15 protein-coding genes are annotated in these 14155 nt (G+C 59.0%); 10 read left to right on the forward strand and 5 right to left on the reverse strand.

Going from position 1 to position 14155, the window contains the following annotated elements; translation table 11 throughout:
- Nucleotides 1–68: 68 nt before the first annotated feature.
- Nucleotides 69–2498: an ATP-dependent helicase HrpB gene (gene hrpB / locus CSK29544_RS00595; RefSeq protein WP_029039299.1), complete on the reverse strand. Its 2430-nt coding sequence runs from the start codon at nucleotides 2496–2498 to the stop codon at nucleotides 69–71.
- A 71-nt stretch (nucleotides 2499–2569) separates the two neighbouring features.
- Here hrpB and thpR point away from each other — a divergent pair, with 71 nt between their 5' ends.
- The 9 genes from thpR to panD all read left to right on the forward strand — a co-directional run bounded on the left by thpR (nucleotide 2570) and on the right by panD (nucleotide 9570).
- Complete coding sequence (gene thpR, locus CSK29544_RS00600) at nucleotides 2570–3100, forward strand: RNA 2',3'-cyclic phosphodiesterase (protein ID WP_007896726.1); 531 nt, start codon at nucleotides 2570–2572, stop codon at nucleotides 3098–3100.
- A 9-nt stretch (nucleotides 3101–3109) separates the two neighbouring features.
- On the forward strand, nucleotides 3110–3814 hold the full coding sequence (gene sfsA, locus CSK29544_RS00605) for a DNA/RNA nuclease SfsA (RefSeq protein ID WP_004387646.1): 705 nt from the start codon (nucleotides 3110–3112) through the stop codon (nucleotides 3812–3814).
- A gap of 178 nt (nucleotides 3815–3992) precedes the next feature.
- Entirely contained in the window at nucleotides 3993–4448 is a 456-nt protein-coding gene (gene dksA, locus CSK29544_RS00610; RefSeq protein WP_001155227.1) for an RNA polymerase-binding protein DksA, read from the forward strand.
- A gap of 69 nt (nucleotides 4449–4517) precedes the next feature.
- Nucleotides 4518–5414 (forward strand): tRNA glutamyl-Q(34) synthetase GluQRS, encoded by an 897-nt coding sequence (gene gluQRS / locus CSK29544_RS00615; protein WP_007896728.1) that lies wholly within the window; start codon nucleotides 4518–4520, stop codon nucleotides 5412–5414.
- Between the two features lie 52 nt (nucleotides 5415–5466).
- The gene (gene pcnB, locus CSK29544_RS00620; RefSeq protein ID WP_204352783.1) at nucleotides 5467–6867 is read left to right on the forward strand and encodes a polynucleotide adenylyltransferase PcnB; all 1401 of its coding nucleotides are present in this window, start codon (nucleotides 5467–5469) and stop codon (nucleotides 6865–6867) included.
- A complete protein-coding gene (gene folK, locus CSK29544_RS00625; RefSeq protein ID WP_007896731.1) occupies nucleotides 6864–7343 on the forward strand; it encodes a 2-amino-4-hydroxy-6-hydroxymethyldihydropteridine diphosphokinase in 480 nt (159 codons plus the stop codon). The genes pcnB and folK overlap by 4 nt, the downstream gene beginning before the upstream one ends.
- 87 nt (nucleotides 7344–7430) lie before the next feature.
- Nucleotides 7431–8225, forward strand: coding sequence for a 3-methyl-2-oxobutanoate hydroxymethyltransferase (gene panB, locus CSK29544_RS00630; RefSeq protein ID WP_007896732.1), 795 nt, complete (start codon nucleotides 7431–7433; stop codon nucleotides 8223–8225).
- 12 nt (nucleotides 8226–8237) lie between these two features.
- Entirely contained in the window at nucleotides 8238–9092 is an 855-nt protein-coding gene (panC, locus tag CSK29544_RS00635) for a pantoate--beta-alanine ligase (RefSeq protein ID WP_007896734.1), read from the forward strand.
- A 97-nt stretch (nucleotides 9093–9189) separates the two neighbouring features.
- The gene (gene panD, locus CSK29544_RS00640; protein WP_004387652.1) at nucleotides 9190–9570 is read left to right on the forward strand and encodes an aspartate 1-decarboxylase; all 381 of its coding nucleotides are present in this window, start codon (nucleotides 9190–9192) and stop codon (nucleotides 9568–9570) included.
- A 44-nt stretch (nucleotides 9571–9614) separates the two neighbouring features.
- Here panD and CSK29544_RS00645 read toward each other — a convergent pair whose 3' ends face one another.
- The 3 genes from CSK29544_RS00645 to CSK29544_RS00655 all read right to left on the reverse strand — a co-directional run bounded on the left by CSK29544_RS00645 (nucleotide 9615) and on the right by CSK29544_RS00655 (nucleotide 12720).
- Nucleotides 9615–10862 carry a polysaccharide deacetylase family protein gene (locus CSK29544_RS00645; RefSeq protein ID WP_007896735.1) on the reverse strand — a complete coding sequence of 416 codons (1248 nt, stop codon included), beginning with the start codon at nucleotides 10860–10862 and terminating at the stop codon, nucleotides 9615–9617.
- Between the two features lie 164 nt (nucleotides 10863–11026).
- A complete protein-coding gene (locus CSK29544_RS00650) occupies nucleotides 11027–11797 on the reverse strand; it encodes an ABC transporter permease (protein ID WP_004387654.1) in 771 nt (256 codons plus the stop codon).
- Nucleotides 11794–12720, reverse strand: coding sequence for an ABC transporter ATP-binding protein (locus CSK29544_RS00655; RefSeq protein ID WP_007896738.1), 927 nt, complete (start codon nucleotides 12718–12720; stop codon nucleotides 11794–11796). Before CSK29544_RS00655 ends, CSK29544_RS00650 begins: the two co-directional genes overlap by 4 nt.
- 108 nt (nucleotides 12721–12828) lie before the next feature.
- Between CSK29544_RS00655 and can the strand changes: the two genes are divergently transcribed.
- Nucleotides 12829–13491, forward strand: a complete 663-nt coding sequence (gene can / locus CSK29544_RS00660; protein ID WP_004387656.1) for a carbonate dehydratase — start codon at nucleotides 12829–12831, stop codon at nucleotides 13489–13491.
- A 54-nt stretch (nucleotides 13492–13545) separates the two neighbouring features.
- Here can and hpt read toward each other — a convergent pair whose 3' ends face one another.
- On the reverse strand, nucleotides 13546–14082 hold the full coding sequence (gene hpt / locus CSK29544_RS00665; protein WP_004387657.1) for a hypoxanthine phosphoribosyltransferase: 537 nt from the start codon (nucleotides 14080–14082) through the stop codon (nucleotides 13546–13548).
- Nucleotides 14083–14155: the final 73 nt, after the last annotated feature.

A 14155-nucleotide genomic window follows, 5' to 3' on the forward strand; every position in this document is an offset into this window, starting at 1 on the left:
ATTCTTGGCTCTTCCGCACGCAGGCGGAAGAAGAAAGCTCTCAAATCATCACGACGGCAACGCCGCCGTTACTGATACTTTTTGGTGCGCCGGGTTGGCAGCGCGTTGGCCGGATCGTCCGGCCAGACATGTTTCGGGTAGCGCCCTTTCATCTCTTTCTGCACCTCTTTCCAGGCGCCGCGCCAGAACGCGCTGAGATCGCGCGTGATCTGTAGCGGCCGCTGGGCGGGTGAAAGCAGTTCAAGGGTGAGCGGCACCCGGCCTTCGGCGATAACCGGTGTTTCGGCTTCACCGAACATCTCCTGGATGCGCACCGCCAGCGCCGGTGGGTTTTCCTCATGATAGCGAATCGCTATCCGGCTGCCGGTCGGCACAGTGTAATGCGCCGGCAGCGCACTATCCAGCCGTTGCCGCTGCGTCCAGTCGAGTAAATGCAGCAGCGCCTGGGCGAGATTGATGTTTTTCAGCGCGCGCAGCGAATGCACGCCGTGAAGCGCCGGTAACAGCCAGACATCAAGCGACGCCAGCAGCGCCTCGTCGCTGACGTCCGGCCACGGCTGCTCCGGCAGCCAGCGCGCCGCACAGTGCAAACGCAGGCGCAACTGCTCCGCCTCTGGCGTCCAGTTAAGAACAGAAAGCCCTTTTTCGCGAATGCCGTTAAGCATCGCCTGGTGAAGTTCGTCTTCGGAGGGTTTTGAGAGCGGCTGCGTTTTCAGCACCAGTTGCCCGACCTGCCAGCGACGCTGCGCGCGCAGCGTGCCCTGTTCGTCATTCCACTCCAGCGAATCGCGCTGGCTCAGCAGATGCGGGCATTCATCAATGAGCGCGTCAATATCCAGCGGCAGCGCCTGTAAAATCCGCGCGTCGGCGCTGTTACTGCCCTGCAATAAGAGCGGCGCGATAAGCCACTCATAGCGCGTCAGTGCGTCATCCTGACTGAGCATCGCGCCCATGCCGTTGGCGAGCTGATAACGCCCTTCCTGCCCGCGACGACGCGCGATGCGGTCGCTGAACGCGCAGGCAAGCAGCGCGGGCGCCAGCGAGAGCGACGGCGTGCCGCCGCGGGCGTTAAGCCGCTTCATGAGTTGCGCGCTGCGGGCCTGCCAGTTGCCCTGGCTGCGGGAAAAGGCGCTGCGCAAATCCGCCTCTGCGCCGCGCGGCGGCTCTTCAAGGATGGCGGCAAGCCGCGCCGCCGTTGCCTGCGCGTCAGCGCCTTCTGCGCTGGCCAGCATCGCGGCGAGGCGCGGATCGTTGCCGAACTGCGCCATCTGGCGTCCACGCGCGGTGAGCTGGCCCTCTTTCAGCGCGCCCAGCGCCGTGAGCAGTTCGCGCGCGGCGGCAAGGTTCACCGCAGGCGGCAGATCGAGCCACTGGAGATCCGTCACGTCACGGCATCCCCACATCAGCAGCTCCAGCAGCAGCCCGGAGAGATCGCTTTGCGTGATCTCCGCTTCCGCCTGCGCGGCGGCGCGTTCCGCCTGCTCTTTTGGCAGAAGATGCAGGCAGATGCCCGGCTCAAGACGTCCGGCGCGTCCGGCGCGCTGGGTCATCGACGCCTGGCTGATGCGCTGCGTGATAAGGCGCGTCAGCCCGGTGCGGGCATCAAAGCGCGCCACGCGCTCCTGGGCGCTGTCGACCACCAGTCGGATGCCTTCGATGGTCAGGCTGGTTTCGGCGATATTGGTGGCGAGCACCACTTTGCGAAAGCCGGGCGGCGCGGGCAGGATAGCCTTGCGCTGCTCCGCGAGCGGCAGCGCGCCGTAGAGCGGACACAGCAGCACGTCGCGCCCCACGCGCTCCGCAAGCTGCGTCTGCACGCGCTGGATCTCACCGACGCCCGGTAAAAACAGCAGCAGCGAACCGGGTTCTTCACGTAGCAGCCCGCTCACCGCCTGCGCCACCGCCTCATCGAAACGCTGATGCGCGGAAAGCGCCTGATAGCGCCGCTCTACCGGAAAGCTGCGCCCTTCGGAGACCACCGTCGGCGCCTGCGGCAGCAGCGCCTGCAGGCGCGCGTTGTCGAGCGTCGCAGACATAATCAGCAGTTTGAGATCCTCACGCAGCCCCTGCTGGACATCGAGCAGCAGCGCCAGCGCCAGATCCGCCTGCACGCTGCGCTCGTGGAATTCATCGAGGATCACCAGCGACACGCCGGAAAGCTCCGGGTCGCGCTGCAACAGCCGCGTCAGCATGCCTTCGGTCACCACTTCCAGCCGCGTGGCCGGGCCGGTGCAGCTTTCGGCGCGCATCCGGTAGCCCACGGTTTCGCCGCACGGCTCGCCGAGCAGATCCGCCAGACGCTGCGCCACGTTGCGCGCCGCGAGTCGTCTGGGCTCCAGCATGATGATTTTCCCGTCCAGCATGCCGGACTTTAAAATTTCCAGCGGCAGCCAGGTCGATTTCCCCGCGCCGGTCGGGGCGCACAGCAGCACCTGCGGCGCGTGCTGCAGGGCGTTGAGAAGTTCAGGCAAAACGGCGGCGACCGGTAAAGACGACACGACAGGCTCCAGAGGGTTACTATGAAAGGCACGCATTGTAGCATTCCGCCCGATCATTACGAGTTACCGCTATGTCAGACCAGAAACGGCTGTTTTTCGCGCTGCCCCTGCCAGCCGACCTTCAGCAACAGATTATCGAGTGGCGCGCCGCACACTTTGCGCCGGACGCGGGCAGGCCGATTGCCGCCGCGAATTTGCATATCACGCTCGCGTTTTTAGGTGACGTCAGCGCGCAGAAACAGCGCACGTTAAGCGAGCTTGCCGGGCGCATTCAGCAGCCGGGGTTTACGCTTACGCTGGACGACGCCGGACACTGGCCGCGCTCGCAGGTCGTCTGGCTCGGCTCCCGTCAGCCGCCGCGCGGCCTGTTGCAGCTCGCGAATTTACTGCGCGCGCAGGCGGCGCGCAGCGGTTGCTCACAAAGCGCACAACCCTTTCATCCGCATGTCACATTACTGCGTAACGCTCAGCACCCGGTCAGGCTGCCGCCGCCAGGGTTTGGCTGGCAGCTTCCGGTGCGGGAGTTTGTGCTGTATGAATCGCGATTTGAACAGGGACGTACCCGTTACCAGCCGCTGCAACGCTGGTCTCTGAATCCATAAGGAAGCGACATGGAATTTACCCCCGCACTGCAACCGGCCCGGTTGATTCAGCGCTATAAGCGCTTTCTCGCCGATGTGGTCACGCCGCAAGGCGAAACCTTAACCCTGCACTGCCCGAACACCGGTGCGATGACCGGCTGCGCGACGCCCGGAGATACCGTCTGGTATTCCACCTCAAGCGTCGCGACGCGCAAATATCCGCACACGTGGGAATTAACCCAGACCCGTGACGGCGCGCTGATTTGCGTGAATACGCTGCGCGCCAACACGGTGGTGAAAGAGGCGTTGCAGGCGCAGCGCCTGCCTGCGCTCGCCGGTTACGAGAGCCTTAAGAGCGAAGTCAAGTACGGGGCCGAACGCAGCCGCATCGACTTTATGTTGCAGGCGAGTGACAAGGTTAACTGCTATATTGAGGTGAAATCCGTGACGCTGTCGGAGCAGGATTCAGGCTACTTCCCGGATGCGGTGACCGCGCGCGGTCAGAAGCATTTACGGGAGCTGATGAGCGTAGTGGAACAAGGGGATCGCGCCGTGCTGCTGTTCGCCGTGCTGCACTCCGCCATTACGCAGGTTGCCCCGGCGCGCCATATCGATGAGCGCTATGCTGAGCTGTTAAGCGAGGCGCAGCGCAAGGGGGTGGAAGTGCTGGCCTGGAAGGCCTCGCTCTCCGCCAGTGAGATAACGCTGACGTCGCCTTTGCCGGTTCGCTTATAACCAGTTGATCCGCAATCGACTAATAATGATACGGCCGCGTGCGCAAATACGCTTTTCCTCACAGGGTTGTCAAGTGTAACGTTTAGATAATTGCTATCCGGAAAAGCTTCTGTTATTTATAGCGGCCTGATTTTTCCCCCGAGAAGGGGATCGATAGTGCGTGTTAAGGAGAAGCAACATGCAAGAAGGGCAAAACCGTAAAACATCGTCCCTGAGTATTCTCGCCATCGCTGGGGTGGAGCCGTATCAGGAGAAACCGGGCGAAGAGTATATGAACGAAGCCCAGCTGGCGCACTTCAGGCGTATTCTTGAGGCATGGCGTAATCAACTCCGGGATGAAGTCGATCGCACCGTAACCCACATGCAGGATGAAGCTGCAAACTTCCCGGATCCGGTAGACCGTGCCGCCCAGGAAGAGGAGTTCAGCCTTGAGCTGCGTAACCGCGACCGCGAACGCAAGCTTATCAAGAAGATTGAAAAGACGCTGAAAAAAGTGGAAGACGAAGATTTCGGCTACTGCGAATCCTGCGGTGTTGAAATCGGCATCCGTCGTCTGGAAGCCCGTCCGACCGCCGATCTGTGCATCGACTGTAAGACGCTCGCTGAAATCCGCGAAAAACAGATGGCCGGCTAATCGCTGACACAAATTACTCACACTTACGGCGGGATTTTCCCGCCGTATTCTTTTATCTCTGCCATCACCATGTCTGTTAAGCCATACATCGGGCGTTTCGCCCCCTCTCCTTCCGGCGAACTGCATTTCGGCTCGCTGATTGCCGCGCTCGGCAGTTATCTTCAGGCCCGCGCATTACAAGGTCAGTGGCTTGTCCGTATCGAAGATATCGATCCGCCGCGCGAAGTACCGGGTGCCGCCGACGCGATTTTGCGCCAGCTTGATCATTACGGCCTGCACTGGGACGGCGAGGTGCTGTATCAGTCGCAGCGTCACGAGGCCTACCGCGAGGCGCTGGCGTACCTGCGCGAGCACGGACTAAGCTACTACTGCACCTGCCCGCGCAGCCGTATTCAGCAACTGGGCGGCATTTATGATGGCCACTGCCGCGCGTTACGTTACGGCCCGGAGAACGCCGCCGTGCGGCTCGTGCAGACGCACCCGGTCATGGCGTTTACCGATAAACTGCGTGGCAACATTACCGCCGACCCGGCGCTCGCCCGCGAAGATTTTATGATTCACCGCCGCGACGGGCTGTTCGCCTATAACCTGGCGGTCGTTGTCGATGACCATTTCCAGGGCGTGACGGAAATCGTGCGCGGGGCGGATCTTATCGAGCCGACGGTGCGCCAGATTTCGCTCTATCAGCAGTTTGGCTGGCAAGCGCCGGATTACGTTCACCTGCCGCTGGTGGTGAACCTGGATGGCAACAAGCTTTCCAAACAGAACCACGCGCCGCCGCTGCCGGAAGGCGACCCGCGTCCGGTGCTGGTTGAGGCGCTGGCGTTTTTAAACCAGCCGGTCGATGACGACTGGCGCGCGCTTTCCACCGAAACGCTGCTGCGTCAGGCGGTGGAAAAATGGGATCTCAGCGCGGTGCCTGCGGCGGCGGCCGCGAATCCGGCATTCTCAAATGCGTTGCGCTGAGCTATATTAGCCGCTGTTTTTTGTCCAGAGTCTGACACTACCGAGGTGCACCATTTTTACCCGAGTCGCTAATTTTTGCCGTAAGGTGTTAAACCGCGAGGAGAGCGTGGTTGACGAAGGCGTCGCACAGCCCGCCATAACCATTATCCCGCGTGAACAGCACGCTATCTCCCGCAAAGATATCAGCGAGAACGCGCTTAAAGTGATGTACCGCCTGAATAAAGCCGGTTATGAAGCCTGGCTTGTCGGCGGTGGTGTGCGCGATCTGCTGCTTGGCAAAAAGCCGAAAGATTTCGACGTCACCACCAACGCCACGCCGGATCAGGTACGCAAGCTGTTCCGCAACTGCCGCCTGGTTGGCCGCCGTTTCCGCCTGGCCCACGTCATGTTCGGGCCGGAAATCATTGAAGTCGCCACCTTTCGCGGTCATCACGAAGAGAACGCGGGCGATCGCGCCACCTCCCAGCGCGGCCAGAACGGCATGCTGCTGCGCGACAACATTTTCGGCTCTATCGAAGAAGACGCCCAGCGTCGCGATTTCACCATCAACAGCCTCTATTACAGCGTGGCCGATTTCACAGTACGTGATTACGTCGGCGGCCTGAACGATCTTAAAGAAGGGATTATCCGTCTTATCGGCGATCCGGAAACCCGCTACCGCGAAGATCCGGTGCGTATGCTGCGCGCGGTGCGCTTCGCCGCCCGGCTTGATATGCGCATCAGCCCGGAAACCGGCGAGCCTATCCCGCGCCTCGCCACGCTGCTCAATGACGTGCCGCCGGCGCGTCTGTTTGAAGAGTCGCTGAAGCTGTTGCAGACCGGTTATGGCTATGCGACTTATCGCCTGCTGTGTGAATACAATCTGTTCCAGCCGCTGTTCCCCGGCATCAGCCGCTATTTCACCGAGAAAGGCGACAGCCCGATGGAGCGCATCATCGCGCAGGTGCTGAAGAACACCGATCACCGCATCCATAACGACATGCGCGTGAACCCGGCGTTCCTGTTCGCCGCGATGTACTGGTATCCGCAGCTCGAAATGGCGCAGAAAATCGCCCAGGAGAGCGGCCTTGCCTACTACGACGCCTTCGCGCTCGCCATGAACGATGTGCTGGATGAAGCCTGCCGCTCGCTCGCGATCCCGAAACGCATCACCACGCTTATCCGTGATATCTGGATGCTGCAGCTGCGCCTGTCGCGCCGTCAGGGCAAACGCGCCTGGAAGCTGATGGAGCATCCGAAATTCCGCGCGGCTTACGACCTGCTGGCGCTGCGCGCCGAAGCGGAAAACAACAGCGAGCTGCAACGTCTGACGAACTGGTGGGGCGAATTCCAGTCCGCCGCGCCGCCGATGCAAAAAGATATGCTCAACGATCTGGGCGACGAGCCGGCCGCGCGTCGCCGCACGCGTCGTCCACGCCGTCGCACCTCCCCGCGCCGCGAGGGTAACGCGTGACGCTGGCCTTTATCGCGCTCGGCAGCAATCTTGCCGAGCCGCTTTCCCAGGTGAATAACGCGCTGGCTGCGCTGGCGCGTATTCCGGGTAGCCGCATTGTGGCGACCTCTTCGTTTTATCGCACTCCGCCGCTTGGCCCGCAGGATCAGCCCGATTATCTGAACGCCGCCGTGGCGCTGGAGACGACGCTTAGCGCCGAAGCACTTCTTGATAACACGCAGCGCATTGAGCTTGAGCAGGGGCGCGTACGTAAAGCGGAGCGCTGGGGGCCACGCACGCTCGATCTCGATATCATGCTGTTTGGCGATGCGACGATAAACACCGAGCGCCTGATCGTTCCTCACTACGACATGAAAAACCGCGCTTTTATGCTGCTGCCGCTTTCAGAGATTGCGCCCGCGCTGCGCTTCCCGGATGGCGAGCGCCTGGCCGACGTGCTCGAACGCCTTGATTGTTCAGCAATTCGCCACTGGTAAATCAAAAAGTTCCCCTTCGTATTTCCTCGCGGTATCCTCCCGTAAACGCATCGTTTACACTGCTTTTTTTCTGTTTGCGGGACACCCATGAAACCGACAACCATTTCTCAATTGCGACGCCTGAAGGAAACCGGCAAAAAATTCGCCACCATCACCGCCTACGATTTCAGCTTTGCGAAACTCTTTGAAGAAGAAGGAATTGGCGTCATGCTGGTGGGGGATTCGCTGGGCATGACCGTCCAGGGACATGACTCCACCCTGCCGGTCACCGTCGACGATATCGCCTACCATACCCGAGCCGTTCGCCGCGGCGCGCCGCACTGTCTGCTGCTCGCCGATTTACCCTTTATGGCTTACGCTACGCCTGAGCAGGCCTTTGAGAACAGCGCCGCGATTATGCGCGCGGGCGCCAATATGGTGAAAATCGAAGGCGGCCAGTGGCTTGCCGACACGGTACGCATGCTGACCGAGCGCGCCGTACCGGTGTGCGGGCATTTGGGGCTGACCCCGCAATCCGTGAATATTTTCGGCGGCTATAAAGTGCAGGGCCGCGATGAAGCCGCCGCGCAGACGCTGCTTAACGACGCGCTGGCCTTAGAAGCCGCGGGCGCGCAGCTTCTGGTGCTGGAGTGTGTGCCGGTCGCACTCGCGCAGCGCATCACCGACGCGCTTTCCATTCCGGTTATCGGCATCGGTGCCGGTAACGTCACTGACGGGCAGATCCTCGTGATGCATGACGCCTTCGGTATTACCGGCGGCCACATCCCGAAATTCGCCAAAAACTTCCTGGCTGAAGCGGGCGATATGCGCGCCGCGGTGCGCCAGTATATTGCTGAAGTGGAGTCCGGCGCGTACCCGGGCGAAGAACACAGCTTTCACTAAAGGAGTGTCATTGTGCTGATTATTGAAACCGTGCCGCTGCTGCGCCAGCAGATCCGTCGCCTGCGCATGGAGGGCAAACGTATCGCCCTGGTGCCGACCATGGGGAATCTCCATGACGGCCATATGAAGCTGGTGGACGAGGCGAAAGCCAGTGCCGACGCGGTAGTGGTAAGTATTTTCGTTAATCCGATGCAGTTTGACCGCGCCGACGATCTGGCGCGCTATCCGCGCACGCTTCAGGAAGATTGCGAGAAGCTGAATAAACGCGGTGCCGATTTCGTGTTCGCACCGACGCCGGAAGAGGTTTATCCGCAGGGCATGAGCGATCAGACCTATGTTGACGTTCCCGGCCTCTCCACGATGCTCGAAGGCGCAAGCCGTCCGGGGCATTTCCGGGGCGTCTCGACCGTAGTGAGCAAGCTTTTTAACCTGGTGCAGCCGGATGTCGCCTGCTTTGGCGAAAAGGATTATCAGCAGCTTGCGCTTATTCGCAAAATGACGGCCGATATGGGTTATGACATTGAGATTATCGGTGTACCGACGGTACGAGCGAAAGACGGGCTGGCGCTCAGCTCCCGCAACGGTTATCTCACCAGCGACCAGCGCAAAATCGCGCCGGGCTTGAGCAAAGTGATGAATACGATGGCGGAGAAACTGCGCGCGGGCGAGCGCGATCTGGAGGCGATTATCGCCGCGGCAAGCGAAGCGCTTAGCGAGAAAGGCTTCCGCCCGGACGACCTGCAAATCCGCGATGCCGACACGCTGCTGGCACTCTCACCGGCAAGCCAGCGCGCGGTGATTCTGATGGCCGCGTGGCTCGGCCAGGCGCGGCTCATCGACAATCAGACCGTGGAATTAACCCAGTAGACAGCATGGGTAAAAAGGGCAATACTGCCCGGGATAAATTCCTGGAGCCGGGTCACCGCCCGGCTCTGACGACATTCAGGTAAACAGGGTTCAAGTTATGATTCGCACCATGTTGCAGGGCAAACTGCACCGCGTCAAAGTTACTCAGGCGGACCTGCATTATGAAGGCTCCTGCGCCATCGATCAGGATTTCCTCGAGGCCGCGGGCATTCTGGAATATGAAGCCATTGATATCTACAACGTGACCAATGGCAAACGCTTTTCGACGTACGCCATCGCGGGCGAGCGCGGCTCGAAGATCATTTCGGTGAACGGTGCCGCGGCCCACTGCGCGGATGTCGGCGATATCCTGATTATCGCAAGCTACGTGACCATGCCGGATGAGCAGGCGCGCAGCTGGCAGCCGAAAGTCGCCTATTTCGACGGCGACAACGAGATGAAACGACTCGCCAAAGCGGTGCCGGTGCAGGTGGCGTAAGCGCTACGCGCACAAGAAAAAAGCCCTCCTCGCGAGGGCTTTTTTTATCCCTGCGGCTGGTTACTGATGATTTTCGACATCGTTTCCAGCGAATCGGTGCGCAGAATATAGAGCCGCTTTAACAGATACGGGTTATCGCCCGGCTTCACTTTGCCCTTCACCGTTGTCACCGCCAGATGAAACCCGGCGTCGCCCGCCGCCTTCACGGCTTTGTCGTCATACCCGCCGAACGGATAAGAGAGAAACAGCACGTGCGGATTAAACTGCGAGAGCGCGCGGCGCGAACGCTGATAATCAAAGAGAATGTTGTGATATGTGCGGCTTAACAGAATCGGATGGCGCGCTCCGTCGGTGCGGTGCAGAAAATGGGTGTGCGACTGGATATCAAACACGTCCTGAATCGCTTTCAGCTCCGACACGCTCATAAACTGGAGCGTTTTTGGATCCCACCGCTGCGGATGGCGCTTGATGCGCGACGAGATAATAAACGCCGTCGCCTTAAAGCCATATTCTTTCATCACCGGATACGCATAGCGGTAGACCGATTTCAGGCCATCGTCGAAGGTGATCGCCACCGCGCGGGCGGGAAGATTAATGCGGTTATGCACGTAGCCGTCGAGATCGTAGAGGCTAATCGTCGCGTAGCCCTGGTCGCGCAGCCACGTCATCTGGTTGCTGAACGCGCGCACGGACGTGGTGGTGGAGGTGTGGCGAAACCGGGTGTTCTCTTCATCGCGCAGAATGTGGTGGTACGTCAGCACCGGAATGCCGTTATCCTCCTGCGCGTCCAGGCTACTGATATAGCCCAGCCGATCGCCAATGCGGATCTGATACCAGGTCTGGTTCAGCCTGTCTTTCAGCTTGCCGACAATCGGGTAACGCAGATTTTCGGCCAGCGTGCCGAACGGTTCGCTGTTCACGTCCGGTTCGTTGTAGATAGTGACATCCCGCCAGGTCAGCAAATTTTGATTGCTGAGCGGCTTATTCAGATCGCCCAGGCTGTCCGTCACGCGTTTTTTGCCCTGTACGTCGGTCAGGTGGGCTTTGTCGATAAACCCGGTGCCGAAGCCAAATCGAAATTCATAGTAGTCAGCGGCAATCGGCACCACGGCAAGCAACTGCCCTTCACGAATGATACCAACCGTCTGCACGTTATCACCGACCTTCGCCCAGATCGCGGCATCTTCGGTAATTTGCATATATTGCGGGGAGGGTTGCTCGCTACCAAGCAGGCTGGCCTGCGCGACGCCTGCCACCAGAAGGAGCAGACACAAAAAGAGACGATTTAGCATAGGAATGAAAGAACAGTCACTGCCAGAGGTGAAATTATGCACATTTTAACAAAAGTGACATGAATACCAAGCCCGGTTGTTATTTATTGCACCTTACACATTCCGGGCACGGGTCGCGGGCGACGCGCTGGCGTGAATGTTTCCACGCCAGCACGCTGAGTCTGTCAGGAGCGCAGGCCGCGTCCGCGGCTGATGAGATACCAGCACAGCAGATAGAACGCGATGATAAAGCACGCCAGCACCGCAACGGTAAACAGCAGCGGGACATCGGTTATCCCGAGGAAACCAAAGCGGAAGCCGCTTATCATGTAGACGATCGGGTTTAAATGCGACAGCGCCTGCCAGAACGGCGGCAGCAGCGTCAGCGAATAAAACACCCCGCCGAGATAAGTCAGCGGCGTCAGCACGAACGTCGGGATCAGGCTGATGTCGTCAAAGGTTTTGGCGAATACGGCGTTCAGCAGCCCGGCGAGCGAGAACAGAATAGCGGTCATCAGCAGCGTCAGGGCGACAAACAGCCATGAGTGCACCTGGAACGGCACGAAAAACAGCGACACCGCCGTCACCAGAATACCGACGCACAACCCGCGCGCCACACCACCGCCCACGTAACCGGCGATAATCACATGCGTCGGCACCGGTGCCACCAGCAGCTCTTCGATATTGCGCTGGAACTTGGCGCTAAAGAAGGACGACGCCACGTTCGCGTAAGAGTTGGTGATCACCGCCATCATGATAAGGCCCGGCACGATAAACTGCATGTACGTAAAGCCATGCATTTCGCCGATACGCGAGCCGATAAGATTGCCGAAAATAATAAAATAGAGGGTCATGGTGATGACCGGCGGCACCAGGGTCTGCACCCAGATACGGGCAAAACGGTTCACCTCTTTCGCCCAGATACTTTTCAGGGCGACCCAGTAAAGCTGCATCATGCGCGCTCTCCTTGTTTTTCATTCACCAGCGTGACGAACAGCTCTTCAAGACGGTTCGCTTTGTTGCGCATACTCAGCACCTGAACACCCTGCGCGGTCAGCTGATTAAAAACGCTGTTAATGCCCTGCTCGCGCAGTACTTCCACCTCAAGCGTCGAGGTATCTACCAGACGATACTGATAACCTTCAAGCTTCGGCAGCGGGCTTTTCGCCGCCAGATCGAGGATAAACGTCTCCGATTTAAGTTTAGAGAGCAGCGATTTCATCGAGGTGTTCTCCACCAGCTCTCCGCGCTGGATGATGCCGATATTGCGGCACAGCATCTCCGCTTCTTCGAGATAGTGGGTGGTGAGGATAATCGTGGTGCCTTTATCGTTGAGATCTTTAAGAAAGCCCCACATTGAACGGCGCAGTTCGATATCCACGCCTGCCGTCGGTTCATCAAGAATCAGCAGTTTCGGCTCATGCATCAGCGCGCGGGCGATCATCAGACGACGCTTCATCCCGCCCGAGAGCATACGCGCGCGTTCGTTGCGTTTTTCCCACAGATCGAGCTGATTTAAATACTTTTCGCTGCGTGCAATCGCTTCGCGACGCTCAACGCCGTAGTAGCCCGCCTGGTTGACGACGATCTGCTGCACGGTCTCGAAGGGGTTGAAGTTAAACTCCTGCGGCACCAGCCCAAGCTGGCGTTTGGCGTTAACCACATCCCGTTCCAGATCGTACCCAAACACGCGCACCCGACCGGACGTTTTATTGACCAGCGAGCTGATAATACCGATGGTGGTGGATTTACCGGCCCCGTTCGGCCCCAGCAGCGCGTAGAAATCTCCCGCTTCGACTTGTAAATCAATGCCGCGCAGCGCCTGTACGCCGCCGGGATATGTCTTTTTAAGCTGCTCCAGTTCCAGTGCAATGGTCATGAAAGTACAGTCACCTTATTTTCTTGCAGAAGTTGTGTGGTTTAAAAAAAAGTTTAGTTGCCCTATATTACCCCAACGCAATTGTCTGGTTACAGGTCGTTAACCTCTATGAAAGATATCAGCACACTTATTAGTAATAACGAAATCTGGTCAAAAATGCTGGTCAAAGAAGACCCTGGCTTTTTTGAACGTCTGGCGAAAGCGCAGAAACCGCGCTTCCTGTGGATCGGTTGTTCCGACAGCCGCGTACCGGCTGAACGCCTCACTGGCCTTGAGCCGGGCGAGATCTTCGTTCACCGCAACGTGGCGAACCTGGTTATCCACACCGACCTTAACTGCCTCTCCGTCGTTCAGTACGCGGTGGACGTGCTGGAAGTGGAGCACATCATCATCTGTGGTCACTACGGCTGCGGCGGCGTGCAGGCGGCGGTGGAGAACCCGGAGCTGGGCCTGATTAACAACTGGCTGCTGCACATTCGCGACATCTGGCTGAAACACAACGCCCTGCTGAGCGAGCTGCCGCAGGAAAAACGTCTCGACACTCTGTGCGAGCTGAACGTGATGGAGCAGGTTTATAACCTTGGCCACTCCACCATCATGCAGTCCGCCTGGAAACGCGGCCAGAACGTCACGCTGCACGGCTGGGCGTATGGCATTCACGACGGCCTGCTGCGCGATCTGGACGTGACCGCGACCGACCGCGAAACGCTGGAGCAGGGTTACCGCAAAGGCGTATCCAACATCCAGAAAACACACGCCAGCCATAAATAAGGGCGAGCGTGACATAAAAAAAGGGGCCGGTGGCCCCTTTTTTGTGCGCCGGATTTACTCTTCCAGCATCACCACGTTGCCGATATACGGCAGATGACGATAGCGCTGGGCATAATCGATGCCGTAGCCCACCACAAATTTATCCGGGATCGAGAAGCCGACATACTCCACTTCGACGTCCACTTCACGGCGCGACGGTTTATCGAGCAGCGTACAGATGGCGAGCGATTTCGGCTCGCGCAGGCTCAGGATTTCACGCACTTTGGAGAGCGTGTTGCCGGAGTCGATAATATCTTCGACGATCAGCACATCTTTACCGCGGATATCTTCATCCAGATCTTTGAGGATTTTGACATCGCGCGTGGAAGACATGCCGCTGCCGTAGCTGGAGGCGGTCATAAAATCGACTTCATGCGCCACGTGAACCTGACGGCACAGGTCCGCCATGAACATAAAAGAGCCGCGCAGCAGCCCTACCAGCACCATTTCGCTGCCGCTGTCCTGATAACGCTCAGTAATCTGACGCCCCAGTTCTTCAACGCGTGCCTTAATTTCCGCCTCGGAAATCATCACTTCAACAGTATGTTTCATATCGCTAACCGTTTGATTTAAAAATAAATCAGCGTTACCAACGGTGCCTGCCGCCGGTAACGCTCGATAAGCG

This window comes from Cronobacter sakazakii, from assembly GCF_000982825.1.
GTDB lineage: Bacteria > Pseudomonadota > Gammaproteobacteria > Enterobacterales > Enterobacteriaceae > Cronobacter > Cronobacter sakazakii.